Annotated in this window: 15 protein-coding genes; 7 read left to right on the top strand and 8 right to left on the bottom strand. The window is 40.5% G+C overall.

What is annotated here, in order from left to right:
• Positions 1–36: 36 nt before the first annotated feature.
• Positions 37–939 (bottom strand): tRNA 5-methoxyuridine(34)/uridine 5-oxyacetic acid(34) synthase CmoB, encoded by a 903-nt coding sequence (gene cmoB / locus SDEL_RS06815; RefSeq protein ID WP_012857116.1) that lies wholly within the window; start codon positions 937–939, stop codon positions 37–39.
• A 7-nt stretch (positions 940–946) separates the two neighbouring features.
• Positions 947–1,177, bottom strand: coding sequence for a hypothetical protein (locus SDEL_RS06810; protein WP_012857115.1), 231 nt, complete (start codon positions 1,175–1,177; stop codon positions 947–949).
• A 45-nt stretch (positions 1,178–1,222) separates the two neighbouring features.
• Between SDEL_RS06810 and SDEL_RS06805 the strand changes: the two genes are divergently transcribed.
• Complete coding sequence (locus tag SDEL_RS06805) at positions 1,223–2,509, top strand: zinc-binding metallopeptidase family protein (RefSeq protein WP_012857114.1); 1,287 nt, start codon at positions 1,223–1,225, stop codon at positions 2,507–2,509.
• Between the two features lie 10 nt (positions 2,510–2,519).
• The gene (locus tag SDEL_RS06800) at positions 2,520–3,083 is read left to right on the top strand and encodes a thioredoxin family protein (RefSeq protein WP_012857113.1); all 564 of its coding nucleotides are present in this window, start codon (positions 2,520–2,522) and stop codon (positions 3,081–3,083) included.
• A 6-nt stretch (positions 3,084–3,089) separates the two neighbouring features.
• On the opposite strand, the gene nth is transcribed toward SDEL_RS06800, so the two are convergent.
• A complete protein-coding gene (gene nth / locus SDEL_RS06795; protein WP_012857112.1) occupies positions 3,090–3,731 on the bottom strand; it encodes an endonuclease III in 642 nt (213 codons plus the stop codon).
• 119 nt (positions 3,732–3,850) lie between these two features.
• On the opposite strand from nth, the gene SDEL_RS06790 reads away from it, so the two are divergent.
• From SDEL_RS06790 to mog, 5 genes are read left to right on the top strand one after another with little or no spacing between them, the layout of a single operon-like run.
• Positions 3,851–4,663, top strand: coding sequence for a peptidylprolyl isomerase (locus SDEL_RS06790; protein WP_012857111.1), 813 nt, complete (start codon positions 3,851–3,853; stop codon positions 4,661–4,663).
• Between the two features lie 12 nt (positions 4,664–4,675).
• Complete coding sequence (fbaA, locus tag SDEL_RS06785; RefSeq protein ID WP_012857110.1) at positions 4,676–5,752, top strand: class II fructose-bisphosphate aldolase; 1,077 nt, start codon at positions 4,676–4,678, stop codon at positions 5,750–5,752.
• 46 nt (positions 5,753–5,798) lie between these two features.
• Positions 5,799–6,677 (top strand): pyridoxal-phosphate dependent enzyme, encoded by an 879-nt coding sequence (locus SDEL_RS06780; protein WP_012857109.1) that lies wholly within the window; start codon positions 5,799–5,801, stop codon positions 6,675–6,677.
• 10 nt (positions 6,678–6,687) lie between these two features.
• The gene (gene hisD / locus SDEL_RS06775; RefSeq protein WP_012857108.1) at positions 6,688–7,980 is read left to right on the top strand and encodes a histidinol dehydrogenase; all 1,293 of its coding nucleotides are present in this window, start codon (positions 6,688–6,690) and stop codon (positions 7,978–7,980) included.
• A 10-nt stretch (positions 7,981–7,990) separates the two neighbouring features.
• Positions 7,991–8,518 carry a molybdopterin adenylyltransferase gene (gene mog, locus SDEL_RS06770; RefSeq protein ID WP_012857107.1) on the top strand — a complete coding sequence of 176 codons (528 nt, stop codon included), beginning with the start codon at positions 7,991–7,993 and terminating at the stop codon, positions 8,516–8,518.
• Positions 8,519–8,569: 51 nt separating this feature from the next.
• Here mog and SDEL_RS06765 read toward each other — a convergent pair whose 3' ends face one another.
• The 5 genes from SDEL_RS06765 to SDEL_RS06745 form a co-directional block, all read right to left on the bottom strand.
• Positions 8,570–11,200: a valine--tRNA ligase gene (locus SDEL_RS06765; RefSeq protein ID WP_012857106.1), complete on the bottom strand. Its 2,631-nt coding sequence runs from the start codon at positions 11,198–11,200 to the stop codon at positions 8,570–8,572.
• Between the two features lie 142 nt (positions 11,201–11,342).
• The gene (locus SDEL_RS06760; protein WP_041666529.1) at positions 11,343–11,819 is read right to left on the bottom strand and encodes a glutathione peroxidase; all 477 of its coding nucleotides are present in this window, start codon (positions 11,817–11,819) and stop codon (positions 11,343–11,345) included.
• A gap of 133 nt (positions 11,820–11,952) precedes the next feature.
• On the bottom strand, positions 11,953–12,732 hold the full coding sequence (locus tag SDEL_RS06755) for a GGDEF domain-containing protein (RefSeq protein ID WP_012857104.1): 780 nt from the start codon (positions 12,730–12,732) through the stop codon (positions 11,953–11,955).
• Positions 12,733–12,804: 72 nt separating this feature from the next.
• Positions 12,805–13,734 (bottom strand): cysteine synthase A, encoded by a 930-nt coding sequence (gene cysK, locus SDEL_RS06750; protein WP_012857103.1) that lies wholly within the window; start codon positions 13,732–13,734, stop codon positions 12,805–12,807.
• Between the two features lie 16 nt (positions 13,735–13,750).
• Positions 13,751–14,164, bottom strand: coding sequence for an Rrf2 family transcriptional regulator (locus SDEL_RS06745; RefSeq protein WP_012857102.1), 414 nt, complete (start codon positions 14,162–14,164; stop codon positions 13,751–13,753).
• Positions 14,165–14,170: the final 6 nt, after the last annotated feature.

Raw genomic sequence — 14,170 nt, 5'->3', positions numbered from 1 at the left:
GCTGTTGTATAATTGGGTGTAGTCAAATCGTCTCTTTTAACGTTTTGCTTTAATATAAACACGTTTGGGAGCAGGAAAACCTTCAATCGTCAGCTCTGGATTATGGGGGTCTAAAAAGTTTTCTAAACTCTCTCCATAAATCCAGTCTGTTTTTCTCTGCTCATGGGCATCCGTTTTTTTAACCTCAAGCACTTCGACCTCTCTAAACTTAGCCCGTTCTAGCCAGTTTAGGAGTGCTGGAATCGTAGGGACAAAATAGACATTGGGAATTTTAGAGTACGTTTTGGCAGGAGTGAGTGCCACAGGGGTGTTCCCTTCAATCATAAACGTATCTAAAATCAGTTCTCCATTGGGATTTAAGCCTTGATAGAGTGCTTTAAGTGTGGCGATAGGATCACTTCGATGATAAAGCACCCCTAAACAAAAGAGCATGTCAAATTTATGCTCATACAAAGGGAGATGTTCAACCCCTAACATTTCATAAACAATCTCGCTTTTCACGAAATGGTTGATAAAATCAAATTGGGTTTTATAGAGGGCGGAGGGGTCAAATCCAACCAGTTTTTTTGGGTTTTGGGTGAGCATACGAAAGAGATAGTAGCCATTATTGCATCCAATGTCACCGACGATTTTTCCTTCTAGTTGGAAGTGGGGTTCTAAAAGGTTGTATTTGATAAAACTCTGCCATTCTGTATCAATAAACGTCCCAAAAAGTTCAAATGGACCTTTGCGCCATGGACGAAGCGCTAAGGCACATTCACGAATGATTTCTTTTTGCATAGCATTTACATGTAAAGAGTCAATACTGATACAATCGTTACATGTAACAAGCGTGTGTTCGATGTTTGGAAGCGATTGAAGGGCTTGACGCATAGGGGCAATATCTTTCCATGTCAGCCAATTTAGGCGTTCAGTACGCAGGGAATCAAGTGGGGACATTTAGGCTCTATTCAAACAGTTCTCTACTGGTTTCAACACTTTTCTTAACCCCTTTTTTAACCCCATCTGTGACTGTTTTATATTCAACAAGGTTTTCGTCGCACTCTTTATGGTAAATACCCATACTGTCGTAGTACTCTTTACATCCATTGTAATAACGATGAGAGACACCCCGATCATTAAAATAGAGACAACCTTGAAGAAGCAGTGCAGTTAAAAGGATTAATATTGTTTTCATAGTAGCTATAATAGCATTTCATTGATTAAATTTTCAAGGGTTCAAATGGAACGTATTTTAGAGCATTTTAGGGCTATTACTGCCATTCCTCGGTGCAGTTATCATACGCAAGAAATGCGAGAGTTTATTAGGCGATTTGCGATAGGGTGTGGTTTTGTTGTGGAAGAAGATGCTATTGGCAACCTTTTATGTCACAAAGGAGAACCCAAACTCTGCTTACAAGCGCATTATGATATGGTGTGTATTGGTGAGGTAGAACGTATAGAGATTGTAGAAGACAAAGGTGTTTTAAAAGCCAAAAACTCGACGCTTGGTGCGGATAATGGTATGGGTATGGCAATCATGTTTTGGACGATGGAGCGCCACGCACATTTAGAGTGTCTCTTTACGGTAGATGAAGAAGTAGGACTTATTGGTGCGATGCACTTAGCCCTTCCTTTAAAGGCTTCAAAGCTTTTAAATTTAGATGCTGAAGAAGCAGGAGAGATTTATATTGGATGTGCAGGCGGTGTAGATGTGATTGCAACTTTGCCTTTGACGTTTGAGCCACTAAAATCAACCGATACTCTCTATGAAATACGTGCGTTTGATTTTCAAGGGGGACATTCGGGGGTGGATATCGATAAAAAAATCCCCTCAGCGATTAAGGCTTTAGGATATGAGCTTTTAGGACAAGAAGGGTTGCGTATAGTAGCACTAGGCGGTGGTGAGAGGCGCAATGCTATTCCTCGCAGTGCTTGGGCGGTTGTGGCAACCGAAAAATCTTTACATGTAAAGGATAAACGCTTAGGTATTCAACCTCTTTTAACATCAGAGTATACGCATAGCATCGTAGAATCAAAAGCGATTATTAAGGCATTGGGTGCTTTTGCTCAGGGGGTTCGTGAGTGGGATAGAAACTTAGATATCCCATCGATGAGCATTAACTTAGGAACGCTCACCTATGAGCAGAACGCTCTTCGTATAGCGTGTGCCGCACGTGCTATGGATGATGAAAATTTGGCTATACTTGCCAATGAAACAGATGCCTTTTTTCATGCGCTAGGGTTTGAGGTAAAACAAGAGGGATGGCATGGCGCATGGAAACCTGAAGTTAGCATTTTCGCACGGGATGTGCAAGAGAGTATGCAACTCTTTTTTCCACACGCTCCTTTTAAAGCCATTCACGCAGGATTGGAGTGTGGTGAGCTGATAGCTTCACAGCACAAAAAAATTGAAGCTGTTTCCATTGGACCTACCATTCGCTATCCTCACTCTTTAAATGAAGAGTGTGATATCGCTTCTGTGTACCACACAGCTAGCGTCGTTGAAGCAATTATAATGAAACAATAAGGAAAAAAAGATGGCACTGATACATTCGCAGACTATTCCTCTAGGAACAGCATTGGAGCATTTTGAGTTAGCAGACCCTAAAGGTGTGCGTTATAGCAGTCAAGCACTCTATGGTAAAGGGGGCTTTTTAATTGCCATTATGTGTAATCATTGTCCTTATGCCAACGCTATTTGGGAGCGCTTTAATGCCGTGGCGGCATTTGCTAAAAAACTAGATATTACCACCGTTGCGATCAATCCAAATATCCATCCTAACTATCCTGAGGATTCTCCAGCCCATATGCTTGATAAAATTGAAAAGCTTTTCATCGAATATCCTTATCTTATTGATGAAGAACAAACGGTTTCTAAAAGTTTAGGTGCGGTATGTACACCTGATCTGTTTTTATTTGATAGTGCGGGAAAATTGTATTATCACGGAAGATTAGATGATAATTGGAGAGATGAAAAGAGTGTTCAAGAAGAGGATTTGCGAGAAGCGATTATGCTTCTTTTTAGTAAGCAAGAAGCTCCAAAAATCCAACACCCTTCACAAGGATGTTCCATTAAGTGGAAAGATACGGTAACAGGCTAAAAGGTCTTAGACCTTAAAGCTCTGTGTCGTTTTACAATACGCTTTTAAAAAACAGTTCTCACAGAGCGGGTTGATGGCTTTGCAGGTATATCTGCCAAAGAGAACCATCGCTTGATGGAGTGTTGCCAAATCTTTTTTAAACCGTTGGGTCAAATCTTCTTCGGTTTTAAGAGCCGTTTTCGCACTGCTTAACCCCAAACGGTGTGCGACACGAAACACGTGGGTATCGACTGCCATAAGATTGGCATTGGCGTATTCTATCATCACCACATGGGCTGTTTTTTGTCCCACCCCTGCGAGTCCGATGAGTTGTTTTTCATCTAAGGGAATCTCCCCATCGTAAGTTTCCATGACTTTTTGAGCCATTTTGATAAGGTTAATGGCTTTATTATTAAAAAATGAACAGCTATGGATGAGTGATTTTAATTCATCAAGATTGGCGTGGGCAAGATGAAAAGGTGTTGGAAAACGCTCAAATAAAGCAGGTGTGATGAGGTTCACACGCTTATCCGTACATTGTGCGGAGAGCATAACAGAGACTAAAAGTTCATAGAGATTACGATAGTTGAGTTCGGTCACAGCTTGGGGAAAATGCTCTAAAAAAAGCGCTTTAATCATTTCACTCTCTTTTTGTGTTGCTTTTTTCATTTTAACTCTTCGATTTTTTCTGAAAATTATACCGATAAAGATTGAAGTTAAGATATTGTTTAAGAAATCGTAATATCATTTTGGATAAAATGCACAAATTACTTCAACAAAGGATTTAAGTGAAAAAAGTTATCTTAAGTGGTATTGCATGTGCGGTACTTGGAATGAGTTTAAATGCGGCTGTGTATGCAACTGTAAATGGTGAAGATGTAACCGATCAAGATATTGCTGTGCTTATGCGAGCAATGCAAGGTGCAAAGTTTGAAAGTCTTCCTGCTGATGCAAAACAGAAAATTGTTGAACAAGCAGTTGAGCGTAAACTTTTAACCAAAGAAGCTGTTAAAAGTGGTGTGGAAAAAGAAAAAGAGTATACTGATGCACTTAAGCGTATCAAAGAGGATCTTTCTTTAGAGCTTTGGATGAAAAAAATCTACAATAACGTTAAAGTAGATGCTAAAGAAGTGAAAGATTATTATGACAAAAATGCCGATAAATTTATGCAACCAGCAACGGTTAAAGCACGTCATATTTTAGTTAAAAGTGAAGAAGAGGCTAAAGCTGCGATTAAAGAATTGAGTGGACTCAGTGGTCAGAAACTCAATGATAAATTTGTTGAACTTGCAACGACAAAATCAACAGGACCAAGCGGTCAAGGCGGAGGCGATTTAGGTTGGTTCGCTGCTAATCAAATGGTAAAACCTTTTGCGGACGCTGCGTTTGCACTTAAAAAAGGTGAATACACAAAATCTCCTGTTCAAACACAATTTGGTTTCCATGTTATTTTAGTTGAAGATACCAAAGCAGCTGAAAAAGCGTCATTTGAGATGGTTAAACCACAAATTGAAAATGGTTTAAAAATGGAGAAATTCCGTGTTGAAGTTGCCAATAAAGCGCAAAAATTACGTCAGGGTGCTAAAGTAACCATCAAATAATAAGGGCGTTTTATGTTGAACACAAAAATTTTTGATTGTATAAAACCAGGGGTTGTGACAGGTGATGATTTGCAGAAGCTCTTTGCGATTGCCAAAGCAAATCAGTATGCCCTTCCTGCGGTGAATGTTGTAGGAACAAACTCGGTAAATGCAGTTTTAGAAGCGGCAAAAGTTGCCAATTCTCCTGTGATTGTTCAGTTCTCTAATGGAGGTGCTGAATTTTATGCGGGTAAGGGTGTGAGTGGACTTCAAGCGGGTGTGCTTGGAGCCATTAGTGGTGCGCTACATGTTCATACTTTAGCAGAAGCGTATGGCGTTCCTGTTATTTTACATACAGACCATGCCGCACGTAAACTTCTACCGTGGATTGATAGTTTGTTAGATGCGAGTGAGAAACATTTCGCACAAACAGGCAAACCTCTTTTTAGCTCTCATATGTTAGATCTCTCTGAAGAGTCTTTGGAAGAGAACATTCAAACGTGTGTGGCGTATTTGAAACGTATGAGTAAGATGGGTATGACTTTAGAGATAGAGCTAGGGTGTACGGGTGGCGAAGAAGATGGCGTAGATAATACAGGTCTTGATAATTCAGCTCTCTACACGCAGCCTCAAGATGTTGCGTATGCGTATGAAGAGCTTATGAAAGTCAGTCCAAATTTCACCATTGCTGCTTCTTTTGGTAATGTGCATGGGGTTTATAAACCTGGTAATGTGCATTTAACACCCAAGATTTTAGATAATTCTCAAAAATACATTGAGGAAAAATTTAAAACAGAGGCGAAACCTGTCAATTTTGTGTTTCATGGCGGAAGTGGTAGTGAACTAGCTGATATTCGTGAAGCAGTTGGTTATGGTGTCATTAAAATGAACATTGACACTGATACCCAATGGGCATTTTGGGACGGGGTAAAAGGGTATGTTGAAAAGTATTCTGCTTACCTTCAAGGACAAATTGGTAACCCAGAGGGTGATGATAAACCCAATAAAAAATACTATGATCCACGCAAATGGCTTCGTTCTGGTGAAGAAACGGTGAAAAATCGTCTGCTTCAAGCCTTTGAAGACCTTAATTGTATGAATCGTAATTAATCTTTGAGAAAGCCTTTTTAAGGCTTTCTCCTTTTTACATGTAAAGATGTTTTCTTCATCTGCTTTTCAATCACACTTTTTTCAAAATCGAACCCTTTATCTTAAACGTGATGATCTGTTGCACCCTGATTTTTCAGGCAATAAAGCACGAAAATTTCACTACTTTTTAACGCATGAATTTCCTCATATTAAGCGTGTGGTAAGCTCAGGCTCCAATCAATCCAATGCTATGTATTCACTCTCTGTTTTGGCTCGTTTAAAAGGGTGGGAGTTTATCTATGTGTGTGACCATGTACCATCTTTTTTAAGAGAAAATCCCATCGGCAATTATAAAGCTGCTTTAGAAAATGGGATGCGTCTCATTGAGTCGTCTAACAGGGAAGCAACGTCGCTTGAATTTATCGATGAGAAGAGTTTACATGTAAGCGAAGGTGGACGCCAGAGCAAGGCGGAAGAGGGCATAAAACGTTTAGCCGATGAACTTAAAGAGGATGTTCATCAAGCGGGGCTCAAAGAGCCTTATCTCTTTTTACCCTCAGGTACAGGCACCACCGCACTGTTTTTACAAAAGCATTTACCATTTCCTGTTTTTACATGTAACACGGTTGGCAATAGTGCTTATTTACAAAAGCAGTGGGAGATGGTAGAGCCTTCTTTAAAGATGTATCCTACGATTTTGGAAGGTTCAAAAAAGTACCATTATGGAAAATTATACATAGAATTGTATGTATTATGGCAGAAATTGAAGGTGGAAATGGGTGTTGAGTTTGATTTGCTCTATGATCCTGTTGGCTGGAGTGTATTTTTAGAGCATTTACCTAACCTTCAAGGAGAGCCTATTTACCTCCATCAAGGTGGCCTTTTGGGTAATATCTCGATGGAAGAACGCTATAAGCGAAAAAAAACTATAATTAAAACCTTATGAAGGAGAAAATATGTTACTTTTAAAAACGAATGAAGAAAATTTTAAAGCCCAATTTGATGAACTTTTACGTCGTGGGCATATGGATATGGAAAATGTCTCCAAAATCGTGTTAACTATTATTGCTGAGATTAAAGAGCAAGGTAATGGCGCAGTAAAGGCGCATATTGAAAAATTTGATAAATGGTATGTTGAAAATGATGAAGCCCTTGAAGTGAAAACCGCTGATATGAAACAAGCCTATGATGCTCTGGATGTAAAGCTCAGAGAAGCGTTAGAACTTGCATATCAGCGCATCTATACCTACCATGAAAAAATGATGCCAAAATCATGGCTTGATTTTGAAGATAATGGGACGGTTTTAGGACAAAAAGTAACCCCTGTGGATAGGGCGGGGCTTTACATCCCTGGCGGTAAAGCGGCGTATCCAAGCTCTCTTTTAATGAACGCCATTCCAGCCCTTGTTGCAGGGGTTAAAGAGATAGTCGTATGTACTCCTGCACCCAATAATGAGCTTAATCCTCTGCTTTTGGCGGCGATGCATTTGTGTGGCATCAAAAAGGCGTATAAAGTAGGCGGTGCAAGTGCGATTGCGGCGATGGCGTATGGTACGCAGAGTATTCCTAAAGTCGATGTTATCACGGGACCTGGCAACATTTTTGTTGCAACGGCTAAAAAATTGGTTTTTGGTGAAGTGAATATTGATATGATAGCAGGGCCTAGTGAGATTGGTGTATTGGCGGATGAGAGTGCAAACCCTCACCATTTAGCGATTGATTTGCTTTCCCAAGCCGAACACGATGAGATGGCAAGTTCTATTTTGATTACTCCTTCTTTAGAGATTGCTGAAAAAACGAAAACAGAAGTCTATGCGTGGCTTGAAACATTAGAGCGCAAGGCGATTGCGGAGGTTTCGATTAAAGAGCGTGGGGCGATTATTGTCACTTCTAGCATGGATGAAGCGGTGGATTTGATGAATCAAATTGCCCCTGAGCACTTAGAAGTGGTGACATCGCATCCGTTTGATTTATTGCCGAAAATTCGCCACGCTGGGGCTATTTTTATGGGTGCTTATACGCCTGAGCCTATGGGAGATTACATCGCAGGGCCAAACCATACGCTTCCCACAGGTGGAACGGCTAAGTTTTACTCACCTTTGGGGGTTGAAAATTTCTTAAAGCGCTCTTCCATCATTAGTATGAGCAAACAAGGGATTGAAGAAATAGGTGAGGCGTGTGCGCTTTTAGCCCATACAGAAGGGTTGGGTGCGCATGAAGCAAGTGTACGAGTTCGTTTGAAAAAATAGGAGCGTTTGTATGAAAGCAAAAATAGGTATTTTAACCGTTTCAGATCGTGCGAGTGCGGGTGTGTATGAAGACCTCTCTGGAAAAGCGATTATAGAGACTTTGAGCGTGTATTTAAGCTCTGAGTGGGAGAGTGTTTATGAGGTCATTCCTGATGAGCAAACGCTGATTGAAGAGGCTTTAAAAGATATGTCAGATGTGCAAGGCTGCTCACTTATTGTGACCACAGGTGGAACAGGACCAGCGCTTAGGGATGTTACGCCTGAAGCAACAGAAGCGGTGTGTGAGAAGATGATGCCAGGTTTTGGGGAACTGATGCGCCAAGTGAGTTTAAAGTATGTTCCAACAGCGATTCTCTCTCGTCAAACTGCGGGAATTCGAGGTAAGAGTTTAATCATTAATCTACCAGGGAAACCAAAATCGATTCGTGAGTGTTTGGATGCTGTGTTTCCTGCGGTGCCATACTGTCTTGATTTGATTGGTGGGGCGTATCTTACATGTAACGAAGAGGTAATGAAGCCTTTTCGCCCTAAAGCATAAAAAAAAGGCTTAGCGCTTAAGGCCGCTAAGCCTTTTTACATGTAAAGCTTTTTACATTCCAAGAGAACTTAATTCTGCGTCAATTTTCGCCATTTTAGCTCTAGCATCATCCAAGCCTTTTTGATTTTCTGCAATGACTTCTTTAGGAGCATTGGCGACAAAGCGCTCGTTTGAAAGCATACCGCTTAGCTTTTGAATCTCTTTTTCAAGTTTGATTTTTTGATTATTTAAGCGTTCAATAATGGGGCTTAAATCGACGCCATTGAGTGGAATAAACACCTCAACGTTATCGCCAACATCGGTCGCTGCATTGGCAATTTTTGTCTCTATAAAGTCGATATTTTCAACTTTTGCTAATAAACTAATGTATTTCATCGCTTCTTTAAGGTTTTGGTTGTTCTCAACTTTAATGTAAGCGTGTTCTATTTTTTTGTTGGCTAAATCAATATTGGCTTTGGCACGACGAATGCCAACAATGGCTTCAATGACGAGTTCAAAGGTTTGCTCAATGCTTGCATCACGTTTTAAGTCACGTGGATAGCATTTTACCATGATGGACTCGCTCTCTTCTAGGTTGGTGTCGGAGAGTTCTTGATAGAGAAACTCTGAGATAAAAGGCATAAAAGGATGTAAGAGTTTCATCGCCTCTTTAAAGATAGAACCTAGCTCTAAAATCGCAGGCTTGTCTGCTTTACTTAGCTCAATACCCCAGTCACAAAACTCACCCCATAAAAAGCGGTAAAGCGTTGTTGCGGCATCATTAAAGCGGTAAGAACTAAAGTGTTCACGTACCTCTTCTTGCGCCACGGCTAAACGGCTCTTCATGTAAGCGCCCAAAGCAGTTTTGATTTCAAGTTTTTCCAAATCTTCAAATGAGGAGGCATTCATCAGTAAGAAACGAGAAGCATTGTAGAGTTTGTTGGTAAAGTTACGAATTTGCTCTAGTTTTTCAGAGCTTAGTTTAATGTCACGTCCTTGAACGGCTAAGATGGCGAGGGTAAAGCGAAGGGTGTCGGCACTGTACTCTGCGATGCTATCGAGTGGGTCGATGACATTGCCTTTACTTTTACTCATTTTTTGACCGTGTTCGTCTTTTACCAGTGCATGCAGGTAAATGTCTTTGAATGGAAGCTCTTTAAAGGTGTGTTCACCTGAGAACATCATACGAGCGACCCAGAAGAAAAGAATATCAAAGCCTGTAATTAAAAGCGTGTTAGGGTAGAACTCTTTGAGGTCATTTTCAAACCACTTTTCATTTTTTAGTGCTTCACCATTGCCCCAACCCAGTGTGGAAAATGGCCATAAGCCTGAGCTAAACCATGTATCAAGTACGTCTGGGTCTTGATGAATCTGTTTGCTTTGGCATTTAGGGCAGGTGTGTTCGACTTCGTTTTCACTCGCCCACTCATGCCCACACGCATCACAATAAAACACAGGAATCTGATGTCCCCACCAAAGTTGGCGTGAAATACACCAATCACGTAACTCTTTCATCCATGCATTGTAGGAGTTAAGCCAATGGCTTGGGTAAAATTGCGCTAAATGTTCATTGACTTTTGCAATCGCACCCTCAGCAATCTCTTTTTTAACAAACCACTGTTTTGAGATGTAAGGCTCCACGACATTTTTACAACGGTAGCAGTGACCCACTTGATTTTCATAGTCTTCGACTTTATCGACAAAGCCCTCTGATTCTAGTTTTGCCATAATGGGTGCTCGAGCTTCCAAACGCTCTAAGCCTTGAAATGCGCCACACTGCTCATTTAAAATGCCGTTTGGATCAAAAATCGTAATGAACTCTAGGTTATGGCGTTTGCCCACTTCGTAGTCATTAACATCGTGTGCGGGGGTGACTTTAACACATCCTGTTCCAAAGCTCATATCGACATGCTCATCCGCAATGATTTCGATTTCACGACCAATGAGTGGAAGCACCACTTTGTGTCCAATAAGATGTTGATAACGCTCATCCTCAGGGTGAACCATGACCGCCGTGTCACCAAAGTAGGTCTCTGGACGGGTGGTGGCTACAACGAGGTAGTCATTGGAATCTTTAAGGAAGTATTTGAGGTGGTAGAGTTTGCCTTTGTTTTGCTCATACTCCACTTCAATGTCACTGAGTGCACCATCGTGCGTACACCAGTTGACCATGTAGTTACCACGAACGATTAATCCCTCATCGTACCATTTCACAAAGGATTTGCGAACGGCATTTTTAAGTCCTTCATCCATCGTAAAACGCTCTCTGCTCCACGCTGGAGAGACACCAAGCTTTCGCATTTGGTGAACAATTTGTCCGCCACTGTACGCTTTCCATTCCCAGACTTTTTCTAAGAACTTCTCACGTCCAAGCTCCTCTTTTTTAATGCCTTGGCTCAAGAGTTGTTTTTCAACCACGTTTTGTGTGGCAATACCCGCATGGTCTGTGCCTGGTTGCCACAGGGTTTTAAATCCATCCATACGTTTAAAACGGGTGATAATATCTTGCAGGGTAAAAGTGAGGGCATGTCCGATGTGTAAACTTCCTGTGACATTGGGAGGGGGCATCATGATGGCGAAGTTTTTACCTTCTTCTTGAATGGCTTTGTTGCCATCTACTTCAAAATAGCCTCGGCTTTCCCAAATTTTATAGTAACTTTCTTCAATCTCTTTTGGATTGTAAACGGTGCTTTTTTCGCTCATGGAGTTATGTACCTTATACATTAGTTTGACGCGATTATACAAAAGCAGGGGTAAAAGCTTGATTAATGCGTCGTTGAAAGTGTTTTACATGTAAAGAGTTTAGCGCAAAAAAAGGCTCAAAAGGTCAAACCAAAATGGATGCCTACAATAAGCCCTTAATGGTCTCCTCAAGACTCTCAGGTTTCGTGGTAGGTGCAAAACGCTCAAGGACATGTCCATTTTTATCGACCAAGAATTTTGTAAAATTCCATTTGATACCCTCGCTCCCCAAAAATCCTGATTGTTCTTTTTTAAGATAGACATACAAAGGATGTGCCTTTGCTCCATTGACATCAATTTTGGAGAACATAGGAAAGGTAACATCGTAGGTTAAAGAGCAGAAGTTTTTTATCTCCTCTTCATTGCCTGGTTCTTGCTCTGAAAATTGATTGCACGGGAACCCTAAAACAACGAAGCCTTTGTCTTTGTAGGTTTTGTAGAGTTTTTCCAAACCTTCGTATTGGTAAGTAAAACCGCATTTACTCGCAACATTGACGATGAGTAAAACCTTGCCTTTGTAAGCTTCCAGTGTTGTTTTTTTCCCCTCAATCGTGGTAACTTCAAAATCATAAAGTGACATTTTATCTCCTGCAAACAGTGTTAATGCAAACATGCATACGCCTATAAAGTGTTTCATCTTCGAGCCTTTTTTGAAAGTGTAGCACGATTTTTCAAATGCTTGTAAATCTTCTAAAAAGTATGAATTTACATTTTTAGGCTAAAAAAGTTGCGGTATTTTTACCTGCTTCTTTGGAGATATAAAGCGCTTGATCGGCACGTTGGAGCATGGTTGTAAAATCATCTTCTATTTTATACATGGTATAACCAATGCTTAGGTTAATGTGCAGTTCATGTGGTTGGTCATTGCGTGTGATGGGGAGACTTTTTTGGTTAAATTCATTTAAGATACGATTAACGGTGTGTGAAGCAGCGTCTTTGTCATGATCCACAATGCAAATCACAAACTCATCACCACCAAAACGACCAATCGTATCTGAGTTACGTAAAATGGTTTTTAATGTGGAAGCGGTTGTTTTAATCGCTAAATCACCAATAAGGTGTCCAAAATTGTCGTTAATGGATTTAAAATCATCTAAATCAATAATAACCAAAAAGAGGCATTTTTTTGAGCGCTTAACTTTTTGAATCTCTTTTTGAAAAAGGGTGACAAACATGAGACGGTTGTAGAGTTTGGTGAGTCCATCAAAATGGGAGAGCTCTTCAATTTGAAGGTAAGATTTTTTAAGAAAAAAAGAGAAAAGCGCAATAACGCTTGCAAAAATGAATGAAAAAAAGAGAGCATAAAGAAGCGTGAGTTCAATGAAATTGAGATAATTAAAAAAGGTTTCTAAATGGGTTAAGCTTTGATGCGCTTGTTGATAATTTTCATATAAAAAAAGAAGAGGAATGGTACTAATAATAAGATTGAGCATGAGTGCGATGAAACCTATTAGAAGAGGATTTTTAATCAGTTTGCTGGGTATCTTTTTCATGCACGTTTGCCTTCGAAATTGATACCCACATAGTAGCACAGAATCTTTTACATGTAAAGGTAAAAAGTCCTTTTACGACTCTTTATATTCGTACAATCCCGCACTCAAATAACGCTCACCCGTGTCACATAAAATGGTGACAATGGTTTTCCCCTTATTTTCAGCTCTTTTCGCAACTTCAGAGGTAACATAAACGTTAGCTCCTGCTGAAATTCCCACTAAGAGCCCTTCTTTTTTCGCAAGGTCTCGTGAAGTTTCTATGGCATTTTCATAGCTCACTTTGACCACTTCGTTATAAATTTTTGTGTCTAAAACAGAAGGAACAAATCCTGCACCAATGCCTTGAATTTTATGAGGGCCTGGATTTCCACCTGAAAGCACGGGGGAAGTTTCTGGCTCGACGGCGATGATTTGGATGTTGGGATTTAGCTCTTTAAGACGCTTCCCTGTACCTGTAATCGTTCCTCCTGTCCCCACCGCGGCAATAAAAATATCGACTTTGCCCTCGGTGTCTCTCCAAATCTCCTCAGCAGTGGTTTGATAATGAATCGCTGGGTTGGACTCATTGGCAAATTGCTGTGGAACAAAAGCGTTTGGTATCTCTTTGGAAAGTTCATTGGCTTTATCAACAGCACCTTTCATCCCTAAGGTTGGCTCCGTTAAAACCAGCTCAGCGCCTAAGGCAGCTAGGAGTTTACGGCGTTCCAAACTCATAGAACTTGGCATGGTAAGCACAAGTTTTAAGCCTAAACTCGCACATACCGTAGCCAACCCAATGCCCGTGTTCCCGCTAGTGGGTTCGATAATGACAGAAGTCTCGTTGATAAGCCCTTTCTCAAGCGCTGTTTTAATCATATGAAATCCGATACGGTCTTTCACTGAATGCGAAGGATTTAAAAATTCACATTTACCTAAAATGAGCGTATTTGAAGCGTTAGACGCATGATTTAGTTTTACAAGGGGGGTATTTCCGATGAGTTCGGTAACATTATGTGCGTACATATTCATCTCCTTTAAATTAGATGCTATAGTTTAATTGATGACTTAAACGCTCAGCGTATAGGTCAAATTCCGATAAAGGCACATTGAAAATTTCTTGCAACTTAGCGGTGCACTCTTCGTAAAAAATGCGTAAAACAGGATCTTTTATCTCACCATCAATGACGAGTAGATTTCCCTCTAGTGCAATCAAAATATCTTTAATCAAAATATTCTCTGCTGCTTTAGCCAATAAATAGCCACCGTACGCCCCTCTAACACTGTTAACCAGTCCTGCTTGACGCAATAAAATCAAGAGTTGCTCCAGATAATTTTGAGGGATTTCAGCCCGTGTTGAAATCTCTTTAATTTGCAGAGGTTTACTGCTTTTGGCTAAAAAGAGCTGGTACATGGCACTTAGACCATACATACCTTTGGTTGAAAGTAATGACATGGCTTC

Origin of the sequence: Sulfurospirillum deleyianum DSM 6946 (assembly GCF_000024885.1) — a bacterium.
GTDB lineage: Bacteria > Campylobacterota > Campylobacteria > Campylobacterales > Sulfurospirillaceae > Sulfurospirillum > Sulfurospirillum deleyianum.
This window is presented reverse-complemented; position numbering and strand designations above follow the sequence as displayed.

Excerpts from the sequence above, each read along its gene's own strand:
- cmoB (WP_012857116.1), bottom strand. The coding sequence starts at position 939 with ATGTCCCCACTTGATTCCCTGCGTACTGAACGCCTAAATTGGCTGACA.
- SDEL_RS06810 (WP_012857115.1), bottom strand. The coding sequence starts at position 1,177 with ATGAAAACAATATTAATCCTTTTAACTGCACTGCTTCTTCAAGGTTGT.
- SDEL_RS06805 (WP_012857114.1), top strand. The coding sequence starts at position 1,223 with ATGGAACGTATTTTAGAGCATTTTAGGGCTATTACTGCCATTCCTCGG.
- SDEL_RS06800 (WP_012857113.1), top strand. The coding sequence starts at position 2,520 with ATGGCACTGATACATTCGCAGACTATTCCTCTAGGAACAGCATTGGAG.
- nth (WP_012857112.1), bottom strand. The coding sequence starts at position 3,731 with ATGAAAAAAGCAACACAAAAAGAGAGTGAAATGATTAAAGCGCTTTTT.
- fbaA (WP_012857110.1), top strand. The coding sequence starts at position 4,676 with ATGTTGAACACAAAAATTTTTGATTGTATAAAACCAGGGGTTGTGACA.
- SDEL_RS06780 (WP_012857109.1), top strand. The coding sequence starts at position 5,799 with ATGTTTTCTTCATCTGCTTTTCAATCACACTTTTTTCAAAATCGAACC.
- hisD (WP_012857108.1), top strand. The coding sequence starts at position 6,688 with ATGTTACTTTTAAAAACGAATGAAGAAAATTTTAAAGCCCAATTTGAT.
- mog (WP_012857107.1), top strand. The coding sequence starts at position 7,991 with ATGAAAGCAAAAATAGGTATTTTAACCGTTTCAGATCGTGCGAGTGCG.
- SDEL_RS06765 (WP_012857106.1), bottom strand. The coding sequence starts at position 11,200 with ATGAGCGAAAAAAGCACCGTTTACAATCCAAAAGAGATTGAAGAAAGT.
- SDEL_RS06760 (WP_041666529.1), bottom strand. The coding sequence starts at position 11,819 with ATGTCACTTTATGATTTTGAAGTTACCACGATTGAGGGGAAAAAAACA.
- SDEL_RS06755 (WP_012857104.1), bottom strand. The coding sequence starts at position 12,732 with ATGAAAAAGATACCCAGCAAACTGATTAAAAATCCTCTTCTAATAGGT.
- cysK (WP_012857103.1), bottom strand. The coding sequence starts at position 13,734 with ATGTACGCACATAATGTTACCGAACTCATCGGAAATACCCCCCTTGTA.
- SDEL_RS06745 (WP_012857102.1), bottom strand. The coding sequence starts at position 14,164 with ATGTCATTACTTTCAACCAAAGGTATGTATGGTCTAAGTGCCATGTAC.